This is a genomic window from Rhodospirillaceae bacterium (assembly GCA_018660465.1).
Classification (GTDB): domain Bacteria; phylum Pseudomonadota; class Alphaproteobacteria; order Rhodospirillales; family JABJKH01; genus JABJKH01.
This window is the reverse complement of sequence record JABJKH010000017.1, coordinates 1-21,433: the sequence shown is the minus strand read 5'-3', so window position 1 is coordinate 21,433 and position 21,433 is coordinate 1. Positions and strand designations below refer to the sequence as shown.

The window sequence follows — 21,433 nt, the reverse complement described above, 5'->3', positions numbered from 1 at the left end:
AACATAAATTGGTCACACGTCTCATTCGACCCAGAACCATAGACATGCCCCCCAGCATAGAAAAGCCTATTTCATCAATGAGTCTCAGAATTATGGATAAAGAAATAAATATGACCAAACACGCAACCAACTTCCCATTCTCTAATTTATCTGACACCATCCCTTTTTGAAAAAAGTAACTCTACGCATCAGTTGTTTTTGGCTGCCAATTTCACAACGAGGAAAAACATCAATATGTCGCTTATTCCAATCATCACAGATGAGGATGCAAGCCCCGAACAAATGGTCCTGTTTAAGAATGCCGCGCGCTTGTTTGGGCGACTTGCGAATGCCATTCGGGTTTCTTCACACTCACCCAGAATTACACAGGTTCTTTACGGCTTTATCGTTGCCGTCAATCGGAAGGAAATTACCGGCAACCTGGATGTCCGCCCCAGATTGCTGGCAACACTGAAGACTTCTCTTTTAAACGGGTGCAAATATTGAACGGAGCATCGCAGAGGGCTCGGTCGAGCCTTTAACATAACAGATGAAACGATCGAAGCGCTGGACGGCGACTACCAAAATTCGGACCAATTCACCGTCGCTGAAAAAGCCGGGATCCGCTGGGCAGAGATCATGACCCTGAAACAATACCAAGGGGCCCCCGGTCGCCCGCCGCAACATCGGGCCGCCTTGGAAGAGCTTAAGAAATATTATTCCACCACCCAGATCGTTGAACTGACTCATTCCGTCGGCTTTTCCAATTACTGGAACCGCTTTACCGATATTTTGGAAATCGACCTGGAAGATCAAGAAAGCGTTGATAAGGGTAAACACGGTGCCGTCATCGATGTTGATCAGTATGTCGACTACATGAGCACTTGCTGGTGGAACGACCACACGCCCACTGGTGGGTAATTAGGCCTAACTAGAAAGTGCACCAAATGAGGGTGGGGACACCCGACGCTTTGAGGCCGCTTCATAAGCTGATGCGACTTTCAAGATGACATCCTCCTTTCCAGGTTCCGCTCGAAACACCAGTGAGAACGGAAGCCCGGGAGCTGGAACGGTCGTCGGTATTTCCGAAGCAACGTGTTGATAGGACATTCCGTCATCACTGAGAGCAAATACGGGATCGTATGCGGTCGTGACATAGCCCGCCGGAATTAAGACCTCGGTCAACCCGGCATTGGGGCCGTAAGTTGTTTCCATGCGTGTGTTCAACGTAGTTCCCGGTTGGTACGCACCGCCGATTTTTGCCGGTGGAAACGGCGTGTGCAGCCGGACCAACACATCCAATCGGTTTTCAAGAATCACCATCATGTCAACGCGGCGCAGGAGTTCTCGGAGCATGATACGTTCATCGACACCTTGGCGTCCGCCAAGTGGGTTTCGTGGATCGGTGACATCTTCCCAGTTTTTAAATCCGGCTCGGCCATCATCGCCCCAAAATTTGGAGCGCGCATTGAGCGCGGGGAAATCAATCAGGGTTTCGGAAAAGCCCTTTGCTTCCCAGTCGTCTGCGCGCCTTTTCAAGTATTGAGGAATGTGGAACCTAAAACTGTTCGCCAATATCTGCTGCTGAACGGTGGCGATATCCAAATTCGCGGGCGGCGATATTCTGCCATCTGCCAAATCCACCATGTAATCAATGGGCTGCATCGTGCCTGCCCCAAATGTTTTTCCGGGCTGAAATTCCGTTGGTGTAATTGCAGCGGCAAATTCTTTGAATACAGGAAGCCCATCGTCCCCTAATCGAAACAATATCTCCGGCATAAAAACCGGGACTAATCTGGCTAATGCCTGCCTGAAATCGACTTTCATGGTCTCGAGTGTGGGATCGGGTGTCCACAAGGGGTCCGTTGATTCAACCAGTGTCGCGCCCAGCTTTTTGCCGAGGATCGATTTGATTTCGTTGTCGGCTGCGGTAACAATTGGCTCTTCAGACTTCGAACTCGGATTATAGGCCATCGATTCACGAATGACCCCAATACGCAGTCCCGCAAGCGACTCTTGCTTTTGAACGTGATCGCTGTAAGGCGTACTTAAAACAGACGAACGGGGCACCGTCGTAAACGGGTCACGCGGATCGTAATATCCGTTGTCCGGCTCCTTGAGGGCATCAAGAACTTTTGCGCAATCGCCAATCGTCCGGCAATGAATGCCGCTTCGGTCACAGTAAATATCTGCCCCGATGGCACCGCCATCAAATCCGAGCATCGCTTTATGCGGTAAAATCAGCGCGACCGAATTGTGGTTCGAAGGGCCGCGACACGAAGCACGGGTTTCCTCTCCAAGACTGGCCATTACTAGGTTCGTGCTGACAGATAGCGCTGAGCCAGAACTCGACCCCAGCGACGCCGCGCGCGTGGTATCATAAGGGTTGGAGGGATTTCCTGCCCAGGTACTGCGTTGGTAACCAAGCACCGACGGCAATATCGTTTCGGGTTTATGACGTCCACCGGGATCACCCGCCCGACCATTGTATTCCGTGTTCACCGCCTTGGCGAAAATGATCGCGCCCTTTTCCCGAAGCTGGTCAACCAAGACATGATCACGCGCCGGAAAATCGATGTCATAGGCCGCATCGCCACCGCCGGTTGAACGCATGTCTTTCGTGTCGAAGGGGTCTTTAAATGAAAACACCACGCCATACATCGGCATCTTTTCAAGGTCTGGATTTTGTCCGTAGGTCTCATCAAGCTCTGCCGCCCGTTCCAGCGCATCCGGCAGTTGCCGAAATAATTCACAGACCGCTGGTGCACCCTCTGGCAATGGCCCTTCTGACGGGTGCCGATCAAAATCACCCCGGCAGGTTACCGACCGTTCACCGCGTATGTTGAGTGTTCCTAGGGCATTTACTTGGCCCGCATCCGGTTTGCCGACGATCATACCAAATTGTTGTTTAACGTCCGGGTCTGATGCCGTCGCCTCCATGCGTCCGTATTCGAGAGGCGGGCCTTTATATTTATTTAGATCAGGAAAAAGCGATGAAGCCTCAACAGTCTCTGTTGGGAAATCGAGCGCACTGCCTGCACGCACAGCACCAATTTCCGCAGCGACCGGAGTCCCGTCTTCGGTTACCAGTAGACTGGCAACCCCGTTATAAGCGTGGACACGTGCAATGTATTGTTCCACGATGGCAACACACGTCGTCTGACCGCTTCTAATCGCCGCGTGCAGTTCATTGATTGTTGCCTCTTCTAAGGAAAAAGTCGTTTGCGGCATCTTAGAGTCTTCCGTTCTGTTTTTAATTTCTTGATCCATCATCATCGTCTCCGTCATTCGCACAAGACGTTTTACAGCCTTGAGTCGATCAATTGAGTCCACCGCCAATTGCGGACATTCACCGGCTAAGCAGAACGATCAGCACTCGGGTCTTTAATTCTGAACAAAATGAGTTCCCGAATTGCCTTCAATTGCCTCAATCAAATTCTCGGGGCTCGTAATGACTCCCTTCGCTCCTCCGTTTTCAAGGTACTGTATCATGGCTAGTATTTTCGGACCCATGCTGCCTGGGTCGAAGTGATCCGCCTCGTACAGCTCGCGGGCGTGATCCAGGCTTAGCGACTTCAAACTTTTTTCTTCCGGCGTTCCGAAGTCGATTGCGACGCGCTCAACGCCCGTCGTTATGACGAAGACATCGGCTTTCAAATCTATCGCGAGAAGGCTTGAGGCCAAGTCCTTGTCAATGACCGCTTCCACACCGACTAAGTAATTTTTTTTATTTTCTATAACCGGAATGCCACCACCACCACAGGCGATGACAATATAGCCCTCGTTGACCAAAAGTTTTATTTGCTCTAGTTCGAGAATCTCCCGTGGCAACGGAGACGGCACCACCCGTCTCCACCCACGTCCTGCATCCTCTTTTACAGTCCAACCACGCCGTTCCCCACGGCCCTTAGCGGTCTCTTCATCTAATTGCGGTCCAATGGGCTTTGTTGGATTTTCAAAAGCGGGGTCTTCGCGATCGACCAAGACCTGGCTTACAACAGCGATCGACTTACGATCCAAACCGCGTTTTACGAATTCATTGTGGAGCGCGCGTTGAAACATGTAGCCGACCGCACCCTGAATATCGGCATCGGCATAATCCATCGGTACCGGAGCGATCTCATCAATGGCCAATTCCGATCTACGCAATATATAACCAACTTGCGGACCACTGCCGTGGGTCACGACGACGTTCCAGCCGGCTTCCATCAAATCCACAATACGCTTGACCGTATTGACTGCCGCCTCGTATTGATCGGGAATTGTCTGGTGCAATTCATCCACGATGAGGGAGTTACCTCCAACGGCTACGACAGCTGTGCGAATTTCCTTCGTCATCGGTCGAACTTCCTATCTGGTTAGCGTCTCCGTCAACGACATAACGGCTTGCGTGAAACAGGCCATTGGGGCCCGGGTGATACCAGCGCCAATTTGGCCGACGCCCGCATCCTTGTGAGCGATCCCAGTATTAATGATCGGCTGGATTCCTGTATCAACGACTTTGCGGACATCGATCCCAGCGGCGGTAGCTCCGAAATCAAGAGCCGGAATGGTGAAGGCGTTGTTGCGCCCGATGGTAATGGGCTGCATTTCCCGACTGCGCCGGATGGCATCGGCTGGGGTGCCGCCCACAAACTGGACAATTGCCGGCGCTGCAGCCATGGCGAACCCTCCGAGCCCGGCCGTCTCGGTGATTGCGCTATCGCCCAAATCGGGGGCTGCGTCATCGATGGAATAAGATGGGAAGTAAAGACCATCAACCACGGGAGCCGGCGTGGTAAACCATTGGTCACCGCAGCCACTGACACGAATGCCAAACTCAACCCCGTTTCGCGCCATTGCCGTCACCATGGAGCTGTTGGGCACGCCGTGCGCCGCATCAAGCATCGATTTGCATGCCGCCATCGAAACATTGAGAAAGAAATGATCATTGCCGGAAATGAACTCAATCGCCTGCGCGACATCATCCGCCGGAAGACCCGCGCGCAAGGCATGGGGCACGAGTTGCTTGAGCAGCAACCCTGTAGAAGCCGCATTCCGGTTGTGGACCTCGTCGCCCATATTAAGAGCCTGGGCCATGATGGTTTTAATGTCGATCCCATCGCTGGCCGAAGTAGCGGCACCAAGCACGCGTGCCAGTGTGTTTTGCATCCACCTGAGCCGCTCAATCACGTCTGGGCTGTTTGCGCCGAAGCGAAGGACCTTGCCAAGTCCCTCGTTCAGATTGGTGAAGGCCTGATTGCTGCCGTCCGCATCCGAGACCATCCAAACCGGCATGGAAGGACTCGTAATGCCCGCCATGGGTCCGACGGTTGCATGGTGGTGACAGGGTGCGATGGTTACCTCACCACTCTTGAGCAAGGCCTCCGCCGATTTCTCGTTATCGGCCCATCCTTCAAACAGGATGGCCCCGATGATCGCTCCATGCACTGGGCCGCACACATTGTCCCAATGGATCGGTGGCCCGGAATGCAAAATCATACGTTCGCCTATGCCCGGGATAACATCGCCTGCCCGGCCAACGCCTTTCAGGATGGGCTGGGCCGTCAGGTACCTTTCAAATGCGGTTCGATTGGCGCTCTCAATTCTCTCATTGTTCACGAGACCCGCGAGCGCCCTGGCTACCTTCATGTCTCCGTCGGCAGGCGGGCGCCAATCCACATGAACCGCTGTGCCGCCCGACTCGTTGATGGCATCGGCGAAAGATGCGAGGCCGACGTTTATGACACTGAGAGATTGTTGGGCAGTGTCGGTCATTTCCCATCCCCCAGTTTAGCTATGAAATCCCCAGTCAGCCGAACTGCCTGAGCGTTGTTACTGACGACCACCGCGCCAGCGTCCCGCAATTTTTTCTCCTGGTCCGAACGATTTTGGGGGTCCGCGTTCGTCCCACAGACAAACCCGACGAAAATTGGACTGTATGCGCCGTTTGCCGCAGCGCTGATTGACGCCGCCATCTCGCCAGCTGGGTCAGGGTGGGAACCGTATCCTGTAACAACGTCAAATAATATCACCGCGGTTTCCGGATCCTTTGCTTCCTGCAGAATTCGATCATGACGTAGCCTGTGATCGATCATCGGATGGGGCCGCCCGCGGGTAAAATTATCGTCACCAAGATCCAGAACCGTGTTTCCGGTGCTCGACCAAATATCGTTGAGCTTATGCGCGGGCGTAAGGGGCGAGGCGGAATTCACTGGGCCGATCTCAGATTCCAAAAGCAGCATTGCCTCATAACTGAACGTGCCGCCACTATAAAGACCACGGACAAACTTTTGGCTGTCCGACAAAGGAGAGACAAGTTCTTTAATCTCAGGCTCCCCCAACCCATGCCGGGATAAGTCGTTCGATAAGGCTTTATTCCCTTTCGACAATTCGACAGCTATATGGGCTGCATGTTCGAGCGTTACAGCGGGGTAAGTATTCTCCCGTCGCATGGAATCTGGTTCAGCACCCAAAAAATTCACCACAACCGGTTTGCCGCAGGCAGCTGCCACGGCCAAAACTTTTTCGGCGACTTCCTGGGCAGGTGGTTTTGAAATCAGAACAATTACCGCCGTCGTTTCATCATCAGCCAGTAAATTAAGACCCTTGATCATTGATCGTCCGCCGACCTCGGCGCTAAGGTCCCGTCCCCCCGTTCCAAGGGCCTGCGAAATGCCGCCGCCTAGGGAATCGACGAGGCAGGAAACCTGCTGCAATCCCGTGCCGGAGGCGGCGACGATGCCGATATCACCATGAGACACGACATTTGCAAAGCCTAAGGGAATGCCGTTCATGATCGCCGTGCCACAGTCAGGTCCCATGACCAGCCTGTCCGTATCGGCAGCCAATTGCTTGAGGGCCACTTCGTCCTCAACAGAAACGTTGTCGCTGAAAATCATCACATCGAGCCCGAGGCGCAAAGCTTTTTCAGCTTCCGCGCCCGCATATTCGCCAGGACACGATATTAATGCCAATTGGGCATCAGGAAGTTCATCCAATGCCATTTCAATATTGCAGGGTGCGAAGGCTTCATCCTCGCCGCTGGCTGGGCTCAACTTTTCTCCCTCAATAGAGGCCTCCGCCTCGCCAAGAGCAGCTTCCACGGAATTCGCGTTATCGCCTTGAATGGTAATCAAAAGATTGTTGGGTTGGGCAGGGACGGCTTTTTCAATTAGGCCGGCCTCGAGCAAAAGGTCAATGTTGGCCTCGGTCGCCATGATGGCGGACGCTTGGATAATGCCTGGAAGAGCACACAGCTTGGACGAAATCTGCATCAACGCGACCGAGTCGCGGTAAACGTTTGGCAGGATTTTAAATTCGGTTTGCATATCGTTCTTGGTCACGCCGCTTGTCGTTGAAGATTAAAATTTTCCACGTCAGCCACGCCTGCTAAAATTCCTAATAACATAGCCGGCCCTGAACTCTCGCCGACGGCGCGTAGATTCTGGCTGGATTTTTGAACGCACCCCTGTCCATAAAGCGCAGAAAGCATCGAGATAATCGGCTCGATAAACAACCCCTGTGCCGCATCGAAAAGCATTTGGCGACTGATATCATTGGTGGCGTGAAGGTGGCTCAGGACGTCCCGAGACAAAGCTTGGCTCTCGGGTCGATCTGGCGCCACGAGCATCGGCGCGGCGAGGAGTCCTGTCAGAGTGTCGTCCCCTTCAGGTGTTAATCCAGGCCCTCTGCCAATCAAGTCCCGCACCGAGAATTCGGAATCTCGTTCACTGAATGGACCTACCTCGAAACCGAAGGCTAATATGTCTCGTACCGAAGGACGGGAAACCGGCTTGAATTTCTGTGTCCAGACATGCGCGCCGCGAAGATCAATTGCGAGGCCACTTCCAGCGAACCTGAGAATGCCACCCCGTAAATTGGCCGCTGCACCTCCTGGTATAACCGCGTTAAACTTGAAACCGTTTGCTTCCCGGACACGGACTCCCCGAGGCATGTCGAAATAATCCGAAGTGGCGCAGGTTAACAAGCTCCCATCTGTGAGCTGGATATTACAGGTTCGGTCGAACACACCGCAGACTATGCCATCAGCAGCGGATGACGGTGCTTCACTTCCAACGGATCGTGCGGCGAGCCGCATCATATTTGGCTCCATTTCAGTGCCTTATTGATCATTCCCTGCGATCACCCTCTTCAAGAAACCCTAGCACGCTAGAGTTGGTGCCAACAATCGTCGTAAATTGACCCTTAGGGCGTCTGGCTATTTTGAGATGCGATATAGTCGCGCCAGTCGCCGAACTCAGAAATGTCCTTGTGATTGGCTTCGGCAATATCCTGCGGGAACAGAATTCCATTAACAGTTTGACCGTTATCCAATTCAACAGGTCCGCAATACAGGTTTGGCGGCTCGCCTTCTTCCACATGCCGCCATATTTCATCGCTCATACGGTACATTTCGCCGCGCACCGCGACCCCGCCTTCGGAAACCTTAAACATGCCGGGATGAATATCGTTGATCGAATAAAGCCGGTACATGGGCTTGGTCGTAAACGCCCCTAAAAACTCAGCGCCATCTAAATTTTTATGAAGTTTCAAGCCCTTCATCAATGTTCCATTTACGAATAATTCAACCGCCATAATTCGATGTTCCCTACACCAGTCTGGTCATTAATTAATTGCTGCAAAATGCGACGTCCACATAAAAGAGAGAGGGCTGGCTATGAGAAGGCCAGCCCTCGCAATGTCTTTCTAATATCTACCAACCACCGCAACCGTTGGCGCGGTGTCGTTCTTATTCTTTCTCTTTCTCCTTCGGCAGTATGATATTGAGGACCAGCGCCGTCATGATGCCCATGACGATTCCATCGCTGGTGAGAAGCCGAATCTCAGGCATAATCACGTTGAAGGCGCCCGGAGGTGCGACTTGGATTCCCAGGCCGACACCCAAGGCAACTGCAACAATCAGTGCATCGCGGCGGTCCTTTATGTTTCGACCAATAATGTCGATCCCAACCGAAGCCACCATGCCAAACATCACCAATAAAACGCCACCGAGCACCGGTGCCGGTATCAGCGCGATGGTCGCTGCCACCTTTGGAACCAGCGCCATTAGGATCAGGAACGCGCCACCGGCGGCGACCACAAAACGGCTGCCAATACCGGTCAGCGATATAACCCCGACATTCTGAGAGTACGACGTGAGCGCCATACCACCAAACGCAGCCGATATGGCCGAACCGATGCCGTCATTGGCGACAGCGCCTCGGACACGCCAGTCCTCCGATGGAACACCGACAATGCGGCTAACGGCCAAGGTATCACCCGTAACCTCCACCGATGTTGCGAAGAAACAAATTATGATGGCGATCAGACCACTGAGCCCAGGCCAAACCAAGCCGCCATAGGGGAACGGATTCGGAGCCGCAACCCAAGGCGCTGCTGCGACCTTTGAGAAATCCAGCATCCCGAACGCCGCGGCGACCAAATAACCAACGACCATGGCTGCGAACAATGACAAGGCCCGTACGAAGCCCTTGGTGTAACTGGCGATAACGACAATTAAGACGATCATCAGCAACGCCAAGCTCAGCGTCAGCGGTTGTCCAAACCCAGGTGTTCGAAAACCGGTCGCGACCATAATACCAATCTTCATCAGGCCTGTACCGATCAGGAGGATGGTCGTCCCCGTGACAATCGCCGGGAAGAACCGGCGCATCTTACCAATCAGCGGACTCCAAGCGAACTGGATGAGGCCACCGATAATCAGTGCCGTCATCGCCGCAGCAAGACCGGCGGTTTTGCCGATCGCGACAAGAGGGCCAATGAAGATGTAGAAAACACCCATGACGATAGGGAGACGCGCGCCGATAAAGCCGACCCCAAGCGCCGAAATCATCGTGCCGATGCCACAACCGATCATCGTGCCGGCAATCATATCGACTTGCGTATCGGCGGGCAGCTTGAGCAAACGCCCAACGATAAGCGGCCCCCCCACCATTGCGGTAAACATCACCAGAACATGCTGAATACCAAACAACGCGGTCTTTAACGGTCCTGGATAGTCGTCGAGTTGCAGTTCAAGCGTGGCAAAGCCACGATCTTCCGTGGCTGCTTCAGCAGCCTCCGACGTATCGGCCATAATGATTTCCCCTTTTTATCTTTATCTACCATACAGATAGCGGGTTTAGACGCGGTCCCTAACCGCGAACGCTATCTGCGTCCCTGTTGCTTAGCACCGAGTAAAAGACGAGACATTGCAAATTTAATACATTTTTCGAAAGAGTGTAAAGTGACTGTGAAGATATCTGGGCATTCAGTTAACTTCGTTACGCAATACCAAAGGAAGTGGCAACCTTCGCCTAGCCATCCATCAAAGACACCGCCGGACCTGAAAATCCGTTCAAATAAAGCCATATCGCCCACCGGTCCTATAGCAGCCTGGACGAGGCGGAAACAAAAGGTCCGCGCCTCCTAACCGCGAACACCCAAAATTGTCTCAAAACGGTGTTCTTCAACAGCCTCGGCCATTAGCGGTAGTTGGTCGCGATAATATTTGAATAGTTTCTTCGCGATACAGAAATGATCGAAGTCAAGGCCGCCGAACTTCTCAGAGACTATTATTGGCCCTCGATACAATAACAATTTTGGGGACTCTTGAGAGATGCCGGAAGACTCGATCCCAGAACTGGGTAGCGGCCAGGCGCCTAGCCCATTGCGCCCAATTGAAGAGGATCCAAGCGTAGAAATCGTCGAACGCCAGGATTTCTCGGACGTCACGTTCTTACTGAAAATCCAACACCCAATGCTGGCCAGGGCAGCCCAACCAGGCCAATTCGTAATCGTTATTTCGCACGAGGAAGGCGAACGTATTCCCTTGACGATCGCAGATTTTGACCGAGAGGCAGGCACGGTCACGCTGGTCATTCAGGCGGTTGGAAAAACGACCAAGGAAATGCAGATTAATTGCCAGACAGGGACCAGGCTTTTCAGCGTCGTCGGTCCAATGGGACTTCCGAGTGAAATAGGTGGTGTAAAGAAAGTGGTCTGTGTCGGCGGCGGTCTGGGTGTAGCACCGGTGTTTCCCCAGGCGCGCGCTTTCAAGGAAAGCGGTGCCTATGTGATTGGTGTCGTCGGATTTAGGACCAAGGAGCTGATTTTCTGGGAAGACAAATTTAAAGATACCTGCGACGAATTCATTATTTGTACCGACGATGGGTCAGCCGGAATTAAGGGCCAGGTAACTCTAGGAATCACGGCAGCAATGGAGCAACACAGCGATATCGGCGAAGTGGTCGCCATCGGCCCGCCCATCATGATGAAGGCCTGCGCGGAGACAACCCGCACCGCAGGAATCAAAACCACCGTCAGTCTTAATCCGGTCATGGTCGACGGAACCGGCATGTGCGGCGGCTGCCGGGTCAAGGTGGACGACGGGATCAAGTTCGCCTGCGTCGATGGACCTGATTTCGATGGTCACCAAGTGGACTTCGACGATCTCATGAATCGGCTCAGGCGGTTTGCCGAAGATGAAAAGATGGCGATGGAAAAATGGTCGGAATCGTGCCGTGCGGCGGAAACGCCGACGGCTTAGATAGAGGTAGCAGCAGGGTAATGGCAAAGAAAACCATCCGAACAATACCGCAAGAACGAACACCTATTCCAGTGCAAGCCCCCAAGGAAAGGGTCAATAATTTTGCCGAGGTTGCGCTTGGTTATGGACTGGATGATGCGCTTAACGAGTGCGAGCGCTGCCTCATGTGTCCGGAAGCGGCCTGTATCGCGGGTTGTCCCGTCAGCATAAATATACCGGAATTTATCGCCAAGGTAATCGAGAAAGATTTTCGCGGTGCCTACGACGTCATCGGCGACGCCAATTTACTACCGGCCATCTGTGGGCGTGTTTGTCCTCAGGAAGATCAGTGCGAAGGTGTCTGTCCGGTCGGCGATACGCTGGAGCCGGTGGCCATCGGCAGGCTGGAACGCTGGGTTGGCGATCTAGCGATTGAGAAGGGCTGGACCAACGTTCCCTATATCGAACCTAATGGTTACAGGATCGGCATTGTCGGTTCGGGTCCCGCTGGCGTGGCATGCGCCGCCGACATGGCCAAGGCGGGATGCGATGTTACCGTCTATGAAGCCTTTCATAAACCAGGCGGTGTGCTGCGCTACGGCATTCCCGACTTCCGCTTACCCAACGAGGTCATTGATGCCGAGATGGCAAACCTCACGAGACTGGGCGTCAGGATTGAGTGTAATACGCTGGTCGGTCGACTTTTCACGATAGAACAGATGATTGATGAAATGGGCTATGATGCCGTGTTCGTCGGCACCGGCGCGGGGACGCCCCGGTTCATGGACATACCCGGAGAATTTCTCAATGGTGTGCTTTCGGCTAATGAACTCCTGACACGCTGCAACCTCATGGGCGCGGGCGACTTCCCTAAGCACGATACGCCACTGCATCTTGGCAAGCACCTTGCTGTAATTGGCTCCGGTAATACGGCAATGGACGCAATGCGGGTGCCACTTAGACTGGGCGCAGAGAAGGTGAGCTGTGTTTACCGCAGAACCAAGGCCGAAAGCCCCGCCCGGGACGAAGAAATAGAACACGCCGAAGAGGAAGGTATTGAATTCCACTGGCTGACCGCACCGGTGGAAATTCTCGGCGATGATGACGGTAACGTCCGAGGCATGCGATGCATTCGCATGGAACTAGGCGAACCCGACGAAAGTGGTCGCCGTCGTCCGGTCCCTCTTGAAGGTAGCGAATTCGAATTCGAAGCCGACATGGTGGTCTACGCCATCGGCACCAGCGCCAACCCAATTATTGGCCAGACCTCCAAGCTGAAGCTCAACAAGTGGGGTTATATCGAAACGGACGATAATCTGGCGACATCAATGGCCGGGGTTTACGCCGGAGGAGATATTGTGACCGGTGGAGCCACCGTGATCCTAGCCATGGGTGCCGGACGCAAAGCGGCACACGGTATGAAAGCGTATCTCGGAATTCGTGATACCGACGCCATCTATGACCCGGAGCCGGAAGAAACGACCACCCCACTGTTTGGAATCGACCCGAAGGAGAAAAATTTTTCCCAACTTCGGCTTGCCGACTGAATAGGAATAGAGAATGAATACGAGCCTATTGAAACCTAAAAAACGACAGAAGCAGAAGACCAAGACCACCGCGAGCCCTTCAAAACAGGGCGCGGCATCGAAAAGCAAACCTGCACTGACGTTGGACGAACAAATTGTTGAAGTCGTCAGCGATTCAGGCGAGGGGGCACAACGGTGCGGTCAAGCATTTGGGTCAATTGCTGCGCGTATGGGAAACGGCATTTGGACCGTCGAAATTATTCCCGCCGAAATTCAACCTCCAGCACGCAGTATCGCCGGCACCAGTGGCAACCGTATTCGACTGGCGTCTCATCGTGTAACCAACGGTGGCGACGAGGCGGATTTAGTTGTCGGCTTTAACGAGCAGGTCCTCCTGAGCCGGGTTCAGGCTGGAGAACTCAAGCCGGGCTGCACCATTCTGCTCGAAAGTAAATGGCGCGGTGACAAGGATTCAAAAATTGCCGAGATGTATGCCGAGACGATCAAACGTCTCGCATCGGATGGCTATAAAATTATTGAAGCCAATTTAGAAGAAGAGTGCCTTAAATATGTTTCCGATCCCACACGGGGCAAAAATATGTTCGTTTTGGGCGTTCTCTGCAGCATTTATAGCTTGGACCTAGATATCGCTCGCGAACAGGTTGCCTTTATTTTTGCCAAGAAGAGCGACCGCATAATCAGTGACAATGTAAAGCTGTTGGAAGCGGGTCATGAATGGGCGGAAATAAATCTCGATATTAAATACCGAATTCCGCCGTCTGAAATCCAAAAGCCTCAAATTGTCGTTAATGGCAATATTGCGCTGGGACTGGGCGTCATGGCGTCGGGTATGGAGGTTTGTGCGATGTATCCCATCACACCGGCCACGTCGGCGTCGCATTATCTCAGCGGTGTGTTCGAGTCGGTCGGCGGGTTGGTGCATCAGGCGGAAGACGAAATCGCCGCCTGCGCATTCGCCATCGGAGCATCTTATGCCGGAAAGTGCGCCGTTACGATCACGTCCGGTCCTGGATTTTCCCTGAAGCAGGAAACCATCGGGCTCGCGGTCATGGGCGAAATTCCGCTGGTGGTCGTGAACGTACAACGCGGGGGACCTAGTACCGGGTTGCCTACGAAAGCGGAGCAGGGTGATCTACTATTTTCCTGCTTTGGCGGACATGGGGATGCACCCAAAGTGGTCATAGCTGCGGCGGATATAGAAGACTGCTTTTATTCCATGATCACGGCGCGCAAAATTGCCGAAACGTTCAATATGGTTGTCGTTGTGCTGACCGACGCTAATCTGGCATCGGCCCAGCAACCATTTGCCCGTCCTCAAATAAACGAGGAGTGGTTTGCCCCACCGGTCGATCAGAGCGCCGTCACCCACCGCGATAAACCTTACGATTGGAATGAGAAGACGGGCCTTGCTCGCCGGCTCATTCCAGGACAGCCGGGGGGTATGCATTGCTTGACCGGATTGGCCCACGATGAAATGAGCCGGGTTGCTTATAAGGCAGAGACCAACGAAACGGGCATGCGGGCACGTAGCTTAAAACTGGCGGCCTTGCAAAAAACCCTAAAGACACCAACGGTTTTTGGTGACGATGAAGGAGACCTCCTGGTCGTTGGCTGGGGGAGCACCAAAGGTGCCATTGAAGAAGCGATCAGCCGACTGCGAGCGGACGGCTGCAAGGTGTCTTCGCTGCACCTAAAGTTCCTTCAACCGATGGCGTCTGGCATCGGCGAAGTGTTGCAGCGGTTTGACAAAGTCATGACCGTTGAAAGCAACTGGTCCGACAACATTGAAGACGAAATCATCGATGCCGACAATCGGCGCTATTCCGAATTAGCGTTGTTGCTACGGGCGCGATACCTGATCGATGTCGACTGCTGGTCCGAGGTCAAGGGACAGCCGATAAAGCCTGGCTCTGTCGTTCGGGCGATCCGTGACAAGTTGCAAAAGAAAGGACCGTGACCATGACCTCTTCCGCCCGTCAGTGTCTGCTGAAATCCTTCGAAGAAGATTACACGATAGAGGACTACAAAAGCGGTGTTCCGCGCTGGTGTATCGGTTGCGGCGATAATGCCATTCTTGCCGCCGTCCAGCGGTTGTGCCGGGACGAGCAGCTCGCCCCGGAGAAAACAATGTTCGTCTCTGGAATTGGCTGTTCAAGCCGGTTTCCGCATTACATGCACACCTACGGTTTTCACGGTCTACACGGTCGTGCCTTGCCAATCGCGGAGGGCATAAAAATGCGCCGCCCTGACCTTCATGTCTTTGTTATCACGGGTGACGGCGATTGCTGTAGCATCGGTACCGCGCACTGGATACACGCCATTCGCTACAACATGAACATGACGATGATAATGCATGACAATGGCATTTACGGGCTGACCAAAAATCAGGCCTCGCCAACATCGCCGCAGGGCATGACGAGCAACACGACACCATTTGGATCACAACTGGAACCAATGAACCCGGTGAGCGTCACGCTCGGAATTCGGAACGTTTCTTTCGTTGCGCAAGCCGTCGATTGGATTCCCGAGCTATTGCACGACATCATTGCTGAAGCTTACCACCACAAGGGGTTTTCTTTTGTTCGCGTGCTTCAGCGATGCCCCGAATTTATGCCGGACAGATACGATGAATGGGTGCAGGACCCGGACCGAATGTTGCTCCTCCATCATCAGGACGGGTTGCAGTTGAGCCCGGGCGTTTCCAGCGTCTACCACCGTCAGGAGGAGCACGACCCGGCCAATAAAAACCGGGCTCGGGAAATTGCCTCGGTCAACGATCCCATTCCGGTGGGCGTTTTGTACAGGGACCCAGAGGTACCGTGCTACGAAGATTTGCGCAAACCGGACCGGTTGTACACGCCCGACATTGTCGAGTCGGTTCTCGAAAAGGAGTTCGATAAATTTACAATTAACCCGGCGGGTTAACCCTGAGGGAGCCCAAATTAAATTAGAAAGAGGGCGGACAATTGAACGAGATAAATGAAGGACGTAAAGCCTCGACCACCTCACCTTTGACGGTGGTTACATCCGGTCACGAACCGGTCATGGGGCTGGCTGACCATAGTCCCGCTTTGTTTAGCACGTATCGGGATTTGCAAAAACTGCGTTACGATTATCCTTTGCTCCTGATTAAGGAGAGTACCGAGGGCAAGTACATCTGCTCGCTCAGCAATGTTATCGACGACATTTTACAGCGTATCGCACCTCGAGGAGTTGAGGGGGAGCGGCTCAGAAAACATGGACTGGCGCTGGAAGAAGAAATACGCGCTTTGGTTTCTCAAGGCACCAAGGGCTCTCTAATACAGCTATGGGAAAAGGCGGAAACGGCGCTGCTTTCCAAAGCCAAAATTGCAGAGCGAAAGGCACTGGATGAAAGTTTTTCCGAAGCCCGCGCCGCTGTTCGTTACGGTGGAGAAGTCATCGACTGCCATAATGAAACGCCAAAGAAGATACTGTCTCATATCTGGGCCGGTGTACAAGAAGCCAAGACCCGCAAAACTGTAAACGAAATCGAAGCGTTTGCTCTCAAACTTTCCGATATTCTGAAAAGTGATTCCATGAAATCGGAACAAGCTCAAGGAGCTGACGTGCTCAAGCGTTCCGTTGGCACGGTTTTCGAAAAATCATTCGATTTCGAAGCCTTCTCCGACGTAATTACATCGGCACACACGGACGGAGTCATGCCGGAGAAACGTCGCCGGCGCATTCGCTCGGTCCTAACCGTGCTCAAGTCCCAAAAATTCGTAGGGACGCGGGAAAGCACTGTCCGCCCCGGCGCCCGTGGCGGCCCGTTTGAATTCTCTTTTAATGGGTGTGCGCGAGCCTTGGTAGCATTCCAGGAGCGCCTGCCGGACATGGCTGAGTTGGTCAAAGCTATGGCAATCGCCGAATTGGAGATTGAAAATAAATACAACGAGGCTGATCACGATCCGTATTTTAAGCAACCCGATGAAGCTTTCCTGGAGCCCGAAGACCTGGAAATGTTCCCCTCGTATCTCGTCTGTATAAATAAGGGACTCGATCGTCCGAAAGAACTGGCGGCGGTGATTTCTGCCCTGACCTCGGGCTTGCCGTTCAAGATTCTGGTTCAAAACCAAGATATCCTTGAGGATCAAGCCATCGAATCCGGACAGCTCACGTTTGGAGCTGCGGGCTCTCAACTGGCCATGATGGCAATGGGACTTAAATCTGCGTTTGTTCTGCAGTCCGTTGTGTCAGGGCTTTATCCACTCCAGCAGTCGATATTGGCGGGGATGACTGTTTCCGGTCCTTCATTGTATTGCGTATATGCAGGCCAATCCACGAAAGGATCTAAAAATACAGCCTGCGTGCTGCCCTATCTGCAAGCAGCGGCAGCGGCCGAGTCGCGAGCCTTTCCCGCTTTCATTTACAACCCGACCGCCGGTAACGATCTTGCATCGAGGATTTCCCTCGCTGGCAATCCGCAGCCGACCGACGAGTGGCCGACACATGGGCTCAACTATGCCGACCCGGAACTGCAAAGTCTTTCCGAGAAAATCGCTTTCACCTTCGCCGATTTTGTTGTGTCCGACGCTCGCTACGCGAAGCATTTTACCATCGTCTCTCATTCGGACTGGCAAGACGGCATGGTTCCCTTAAACGTATTTCTTGAACTGGACATACAGGCCTTGTCGGGAAAGGTCCCCTATATATGGGTCACCGATAAAAACGACCTTCTGCGGAGGGCTATTGTCGATGACGAACTTATTGGCGCTACGCGTCGATGCTTGGAAACCTGGAAGAACCTCCAGGAAACCGGGGGAATAAATAATTCGCATGCGTGCGGGCTGCTCGCCCGTGAAAAGGAAATTTGGGAGCGGGAAAAGGCGGAGGAATTATCGGCGCTCAAATCTCAACCGGTTTCGGAGACGCCGTCTGCAAGTCAGGCGGTAGAAACCGAAGCTGTCTCTGCATCAGAGGTGGAACAGCCTGAAGCCGTAGATACGTCAGTGGCAATGACCACAGAAGGACCCTATATCGAAACACCCCGCTGTACGACCTGCAATGAATGTACCGATCTTAATAATAGGATGTTTGCCTACGACGATAACGAACAAGCCTACATCACTGATCCAGATGCCGGAACATACCGGCAATTGGTGACAGCGGCGGAAAGCTGCCAAGTCGCCATCATCCACCCGGGCAAGCCTCGGAACGCCGACGAACAGGGCCTGGACGAATTGGTCGCCCGGGCCGAACCTTTTAACTGACACGCTGGGGAGATTACCGATGATTGCCGAATCCGTAATGCCTTACCCAATGGTGCGGATGCTCGAACATCTTGAAATCGATAGCGAGATTGGATTTGCCTTAATGCCGGAAAAAATGGCCGATGCGGTGGTCCGTTGCCGGACGTGCAAGCATTTCCATACCTGCGACTACGATGTTGAAAGTCGCTACTTCCGCTGTCGGAACCGGGATTTATTCGATCATCTGGAAGACTTACAGAACGACCAATAGGTTTTCCTATACCCGGGAAGTGATTGTCATCTCAACCGGTCGACGCAACACACGCGTTGAATCTGTCTGCCGACGTTTCAAATTTCAATGTCTTTCTTAGGCGCAAATTTTGCTAGCTAGTTGTTTTATATAAGGTTTCTTTGTAGGCAGACGTAGGCACGCATTGTCTTCAACAAAAATGCGAAATTTTATTTTATGGCACATGATGGCTGTTTTGTAACACCTATTCATACCGTGTTCGTAATGAATTAATTCTCCTGTTACATCTTTGTGAGATTATGCATGTAGTCAAAAATTTTGCACGAGATCAGAAAGGAGAAAGATGATGAGAAGCCTATTCGCAGCAATGATAGTTAGTTTAGTTACACTGCCAATGGCGACAGACGCCACAGCGGATAAGATTGAAGCAAATGTTATGGCGGCTGATCATCTGGAAGTCGTTGTTATTGACCCGCCAGCAAATTTCAAAGTTGTGGCCGTTAAGCTGGGGTATGTCATCGGGGATTCCATCATCCTTAAAGCACTATCGCTTAAAGCGACGAGAGTAAGAATTCCGAAAGGACATCTTGTCGATACAGCCATTTCGGAATTGGAAAAACATTTCCCTAGTTTAATTGTTGGCGATGGCGAGGTTTAACTCAGCCCCTTCGATCCTCGACGTAAAATTTCTAGTTCTTACAAGACAAGAAGTATCTTTAATCATAGGAGGTATATCATGACCAAGTTTCTCGTTTCAGAAGAAAATAAGGATGGCTATAAGCTGGAAGATATCCTGATGGAAGTTCGCAAGGATATGATTTATCGCTGTGAAAAGGTTGTCGATGACCACCGACCAGATGCTTTACACGTCCTCGATAACAATATGAAAATTCTGGGCTTATTAAGTGAGGCCATTAAACTTGCGACCGATTCTACCGAGACTCTTAACCGGGCGTTTGGACCCAGTATGTCAGGGAACGGCGGAGAGCCACGAATCGGCGTCCGGTAATACCAAAGTAACTGATCAACTTTTTCAAAAGATAGTGAAAGCTTCAAATTTGACCCAATGCTAGCGAAGTCTGCATTGGGTCATTTCTAAACCTAATCACCAACCCCTATGACTTCCGGTCGCCCCCATAAGCAGACATCCTGCCTGCTAATAGTAGCTATTCGCTGAAAGCCGTCGTTATTTGGTACCGTGTGGAACACCGCTTCCTAGCCATAGGCGGACATCCATATGTGAATATCGTTCTAGCTTTTTGTTCTGATCTGTTTGGGAACGGACGATTATCCATCTACAATGCAAATCCTTGCAATTGACATTCGGCACACCAAATCGATTAGGTGATAGGCACGCTTTGGTTTTTGCGGCAAGTTGTGCCATGTCAAAATAGTAAAGCAAAGCGGCTAAGGACAGTTATTGTGCGTCGACAATTCCTCTCGCAGAACCATGTGTCGCTTTTTGGCAGAAAATATTTAGTCCTGTTCTTCATATTTGGATTGTTTCTTTGCGGAAATATAGCCGTGGCGAAGGGCCAAACACAGGAGCCTGTACTCACGCCGGCTGAAAAAGCGTGGCTTGCCAAACATCCCAACATTCGATTGGCAGTAGATATTGACTGGGCTCCCTTCGAGTTCGTGGATGACGAAAAAAAGTACCGGGGGATGGCAGCGGACTACATCCGATTGGTCGAAAAGCGCCTAAAAATTAACCTAAAGGTCGATAAGGAACGGCCTTGGCCCAAAATGGTAGAGGCAGTCAAGAACCGTGAGTTGGACGCATTTTCCTTGGTTGTCAGAACACCTCAACGTGATGAGTTTGTAAATTTTACCAAGCCCTATATTTCCTTCCCAATGGTCATCGTAACCCTTGAGAACGAACCTTTCATAGACGGTATGAATGCACTGAGAAAGCACTCCGTTGCCGTTGTAAAGAGCTATGCCTCTCATGATCTTCTGGCAAAAATTCACCCGGAACTAAACCTCAATTTAGTCAAAAACGTCCAGAAAGGACTTGAGGCTGTTTCAAATGGACAGAGTTATGCGTTTATAGGCAATTTGGCGGTGGCCAGTCAGATCATACGTAAGTCGGGAATTTCTAACCTCCAAATTTCGGGGCAAACCCCCTATCGCTTTGAACTGAGCATGGCGGTTCGCAAGGATTGGCCAGAGCTTGTTCCCATCTTACAGAAGGCATTGGATTCTGTATCCCCGGAAGAACGCGAAGAAATTTATAACCGCTGGATCACGGTAAAGTTTCAACAAGAGGTCGATTACCGAATTATCCTCGCCACTATTGGCGTCGGATTACTGATAATTTCAATCATCCTCATATGGAACCGAAGGCTTAAAGCAGAGATTAAACGCCGGTTTGCCGTTGAAGAGATGCTGCTAAGCCGTGAAGAAGATCTACAACAAAGCGAACTTCACTTGAAAGAAATCATTTGGGCAACCAGCGTCGGCACATGGGAATGGGATATTCGGACCGGTGAAATGAGCATCAACGAACGTTGGGCAGAAATTGCCGGATACACCCCTGATGAACTTGCACCTGTAAAAATCGATACATGGATGAACTTAGCTGAGTCTGACGAGAAGGAGCAGTTTGATAAATCACTCGAAAAAGTCTTTTCTCGCGAACATGAAAGGTATGAACGAGAATCTCGTATTTATCATAAGAACGGTGATTGGCTTTGGGTGGTTGACCGTGGAAAGGTCGTCGAATGGACTGAAGACGGCGAACCCTTACGTATGTCAGGAACGCGTAGCGATATCACGGAACGTAAGAAACTAGAAACAATGAAAAACGAATTCATTTCGACAGTTAGCCATGAACTTCGGACGCCCCTGACATCAATTAAAGGATCACTGGGGCTAATATCTGATGGCAAGCTTGGAGCGATGCCGGTAAAGGCAACAGGTATGATAGAAATTGCCT

General features: G+C 52.1%; 18 protein-coding genes. 11 read left to right on the top strand and 7 right to left on the bottom strand.

The annotated features are described in order from the left end of the window. The first annotated feature begins 234 nt into the window (after positions 1-234). On the top strand, positions 235-486 hold the full coding sequence (locus tag HOM51_03435) for a hypothetical protein (protein ID MBT5033551.1): 252 nt from the start codon (positions 235-237) through the stop codon (positions 484-486). Between the two features lie 132 nt (positions 487-618). Then, on the top strand, positions 619-900 hold the full coding sequence (locus HOM51_03430; protein ID MBT5033550.1) for a hypothetical protein: 282 nt from the start codon (positions 619-621) through the stop codon (positions 898-900). A gap of 6 nt (positions 901-906) precedes the next feature. Here the strand turns inward: HOM51_03430 and HOM51_03425 are convergent, their stop codons facing one another. From HOM51_03425 to HOM51_03395, 7 genes are all read right to left on the bottom strand, one after another. After that, positions 907-3,318: an amidase gene (locus tag HOM51_03425; GenBank protein ID MBT5033549.1), complete on the bottom strand. Its 2,412-nt coding sequence runs from the start codon at positions 3,316-3,318 to the stop codon at positions 907-909. Between the two features lie 45 nt (positions 3,319-3,363). Next, the gene (gene arcC / locus HOM51_03420) at positions 3,364-4,317 is read right to left on the bottom strand and encodes a carbamate kinase (GenBank protein MBT5033548.1); all 954 of its coding nucleotides are present in this window, start codon (positions 4,315-4,317) and stop codon (positions 3,364-3,366) included. A 12-nt stretch (positions 4,318-4,329) separates the two neighbouring features. After that, positions 4,330-5,736, bottom strand: a complete 1,407-nt coding sequence (locus HOM51_03415) for a DUF1116 domain-containing protein (GenBank protein ID MBT5033547.1) — start codon at positions 5,734-5,736, stop codon at positions 4,330-4,332. After that, positions 5,733-7,304, bottom strand: coding sequence for an acyl-CoA synthetase FdrA (fdrA, locus tag HOM51_03410; GenBank protein MBT5033546.1), 1,572 nt, complete (start codon positions 7,302-7,304; stop codon positions 5,733-5,735). The genes HOM51_03415 and fdrA overlap by 4 nt, the downstream gene beginning before the upstream one ends. Beyond that, a complete protein-coding gene (locus tag HOM51_03405; protein MBT5033545.1) occupies positions 7,301-8,062 on the bottom strand; it encodes a DUF2877 domain-containing protein in 762 nt (253 codons plus the stop codon). Before HOM51_03405 ends, fdrA begins: the two co-directional genes overlap by 4 nt. Positions 8,063-8,166: 104 nt before the next feature. Further along, entirely contained in the window at positions 8,167-8,556 is a 390-nt protein-coding gene (locus tag HOM51_03400; protein MBT5033544.1) for a glutamyl-tRNA amidotransferase, read from the bottom strand. A gap of 154 nt (positions 8,557-8,710) precedes the next feature. Continuing rightward, a complete protein-coding gene (locus tag HOM51_03395) occupies positions 8,711-10,057 on the bottom strand; it encodes a purine/pyrimidine permease (protein MBT5033543.1) in 1,347 nt (448 codons plus the stop codon). A gap of 522 nt (positions 10,058-10,579) precedes the next feature. Here HOM51_03395 and HOM51_03390 point away from each other — a divergent pair. The 9 genes from HOM51_03390 to HOM51_03350 form a co-directional block, all read left to right on the top strand. Continuing rightward, on the top strand, positions 10,580-11,509 hold the full coding sequence (locus tag HOM51_03390) for a sulfide/dihydroorotate dehydrogenase-like FAD/NAD-binding protein (GenBank protein MBT5033542.1): 930 nt from the start codon (positions 10,580-10,582) through the stop codon (positions 11,507-11,509). A 20-nt stretch (positions 11,510-11,529) separates the two neighbouring features. Continuing rightward, positions 11,530-13,035 carry an NADPH-dependent glutamate synthase gene (gltA, locus tag HOM51_03385; protein ID MBT5033541.1) on the top strand — a complete coding sequence of 502 codons (1,506 nt, stop codon included), beginning with the start codon at positions 11,530-11,532 and terminating at the stop codon, positions 13,033-13,035. A 13-nt stretch (positions 13,036-13,048) separates the two neighbouring features. Next, positions 13,049-14,992: a 2-oxoacid:acceptor oxidoreductase subunit alpha gene (locus HOM51_03380; protein MBT5033540.1), complete on the top strand. Its 1,944-nt coding sequence runs from the start codon at positions 13,049-13,051 to the stop codon at positions 14,990-14,992. A gap of 2 nt (positions 14,993-14,994) precedes the next feature. After that, positions 14,995-15,960: a 2-oxoglutarate oxidoreductase gene (locus HOM51_03375; GenBank protein ID MBT5033539.1), complete on the top strand. Its 966-nt coding sequence runs from the start codon at positions 14,995-14,997 to the stop codon at positions 15,958-15,960. A gap of 41 nt (positions 15,961-16,001) precedes the next feature. Then, positions 16,002-18,266 carry a hypothetical protein gene (locus HOM51_03370; GenBank protein MBT5033538.1) on the top strand — a complete coding sequence of 755 codons (2,265 nt, stop codon included), beginning with the start codon at positions 16,002-16,004 and terminating at the stop codon, positions 18,264-18,266. Between the two features lie 19 nt (positions 18,267-18,285). Further along, complete coding sequence (locus HOM51_03365) at positions 18,286-18,516, top strand: hypothetical protein (protein ID MBT5033537.1); 231 nt, start codon at positions 18,286-18,288, stop codon at positions 18,514-18,516. A gap of 325 nt (positions 18,517-18,841) precedes the next feature. Next, positions 18,842-19,153: a hypothetical protein gene (locus HOM51_03360; protein MBT5033536.1), complete on the top strand. Its 312-nt coding sequence runs from the start codon at positions 18,842-18,844 to the stop codon at positions 19,151-19,153. Between the two features lie 78 nt (positions 19,154-19,231). Then, on the top strand, positions 19,232-19,504 hold the full coding sequence (locus tag HOM51_03355) for a histidine kinase (protein ID MBT5033535.1): 273 nt from the start codon (positions 19,232-19,234) through the stop codon (positions 19,502-19,504). A 1,136-nt stretch (positions 19,505-20,640) separates the two neighbouring features. Further along, positions 20,641-21,433, top strand: a 793-nt coding sequence (locus HOM51_03350; GenBank protein ID MBT5033534.1) for a PAS domain-containing protein, incomplete at its 3' end; no start/stop codon positions are given.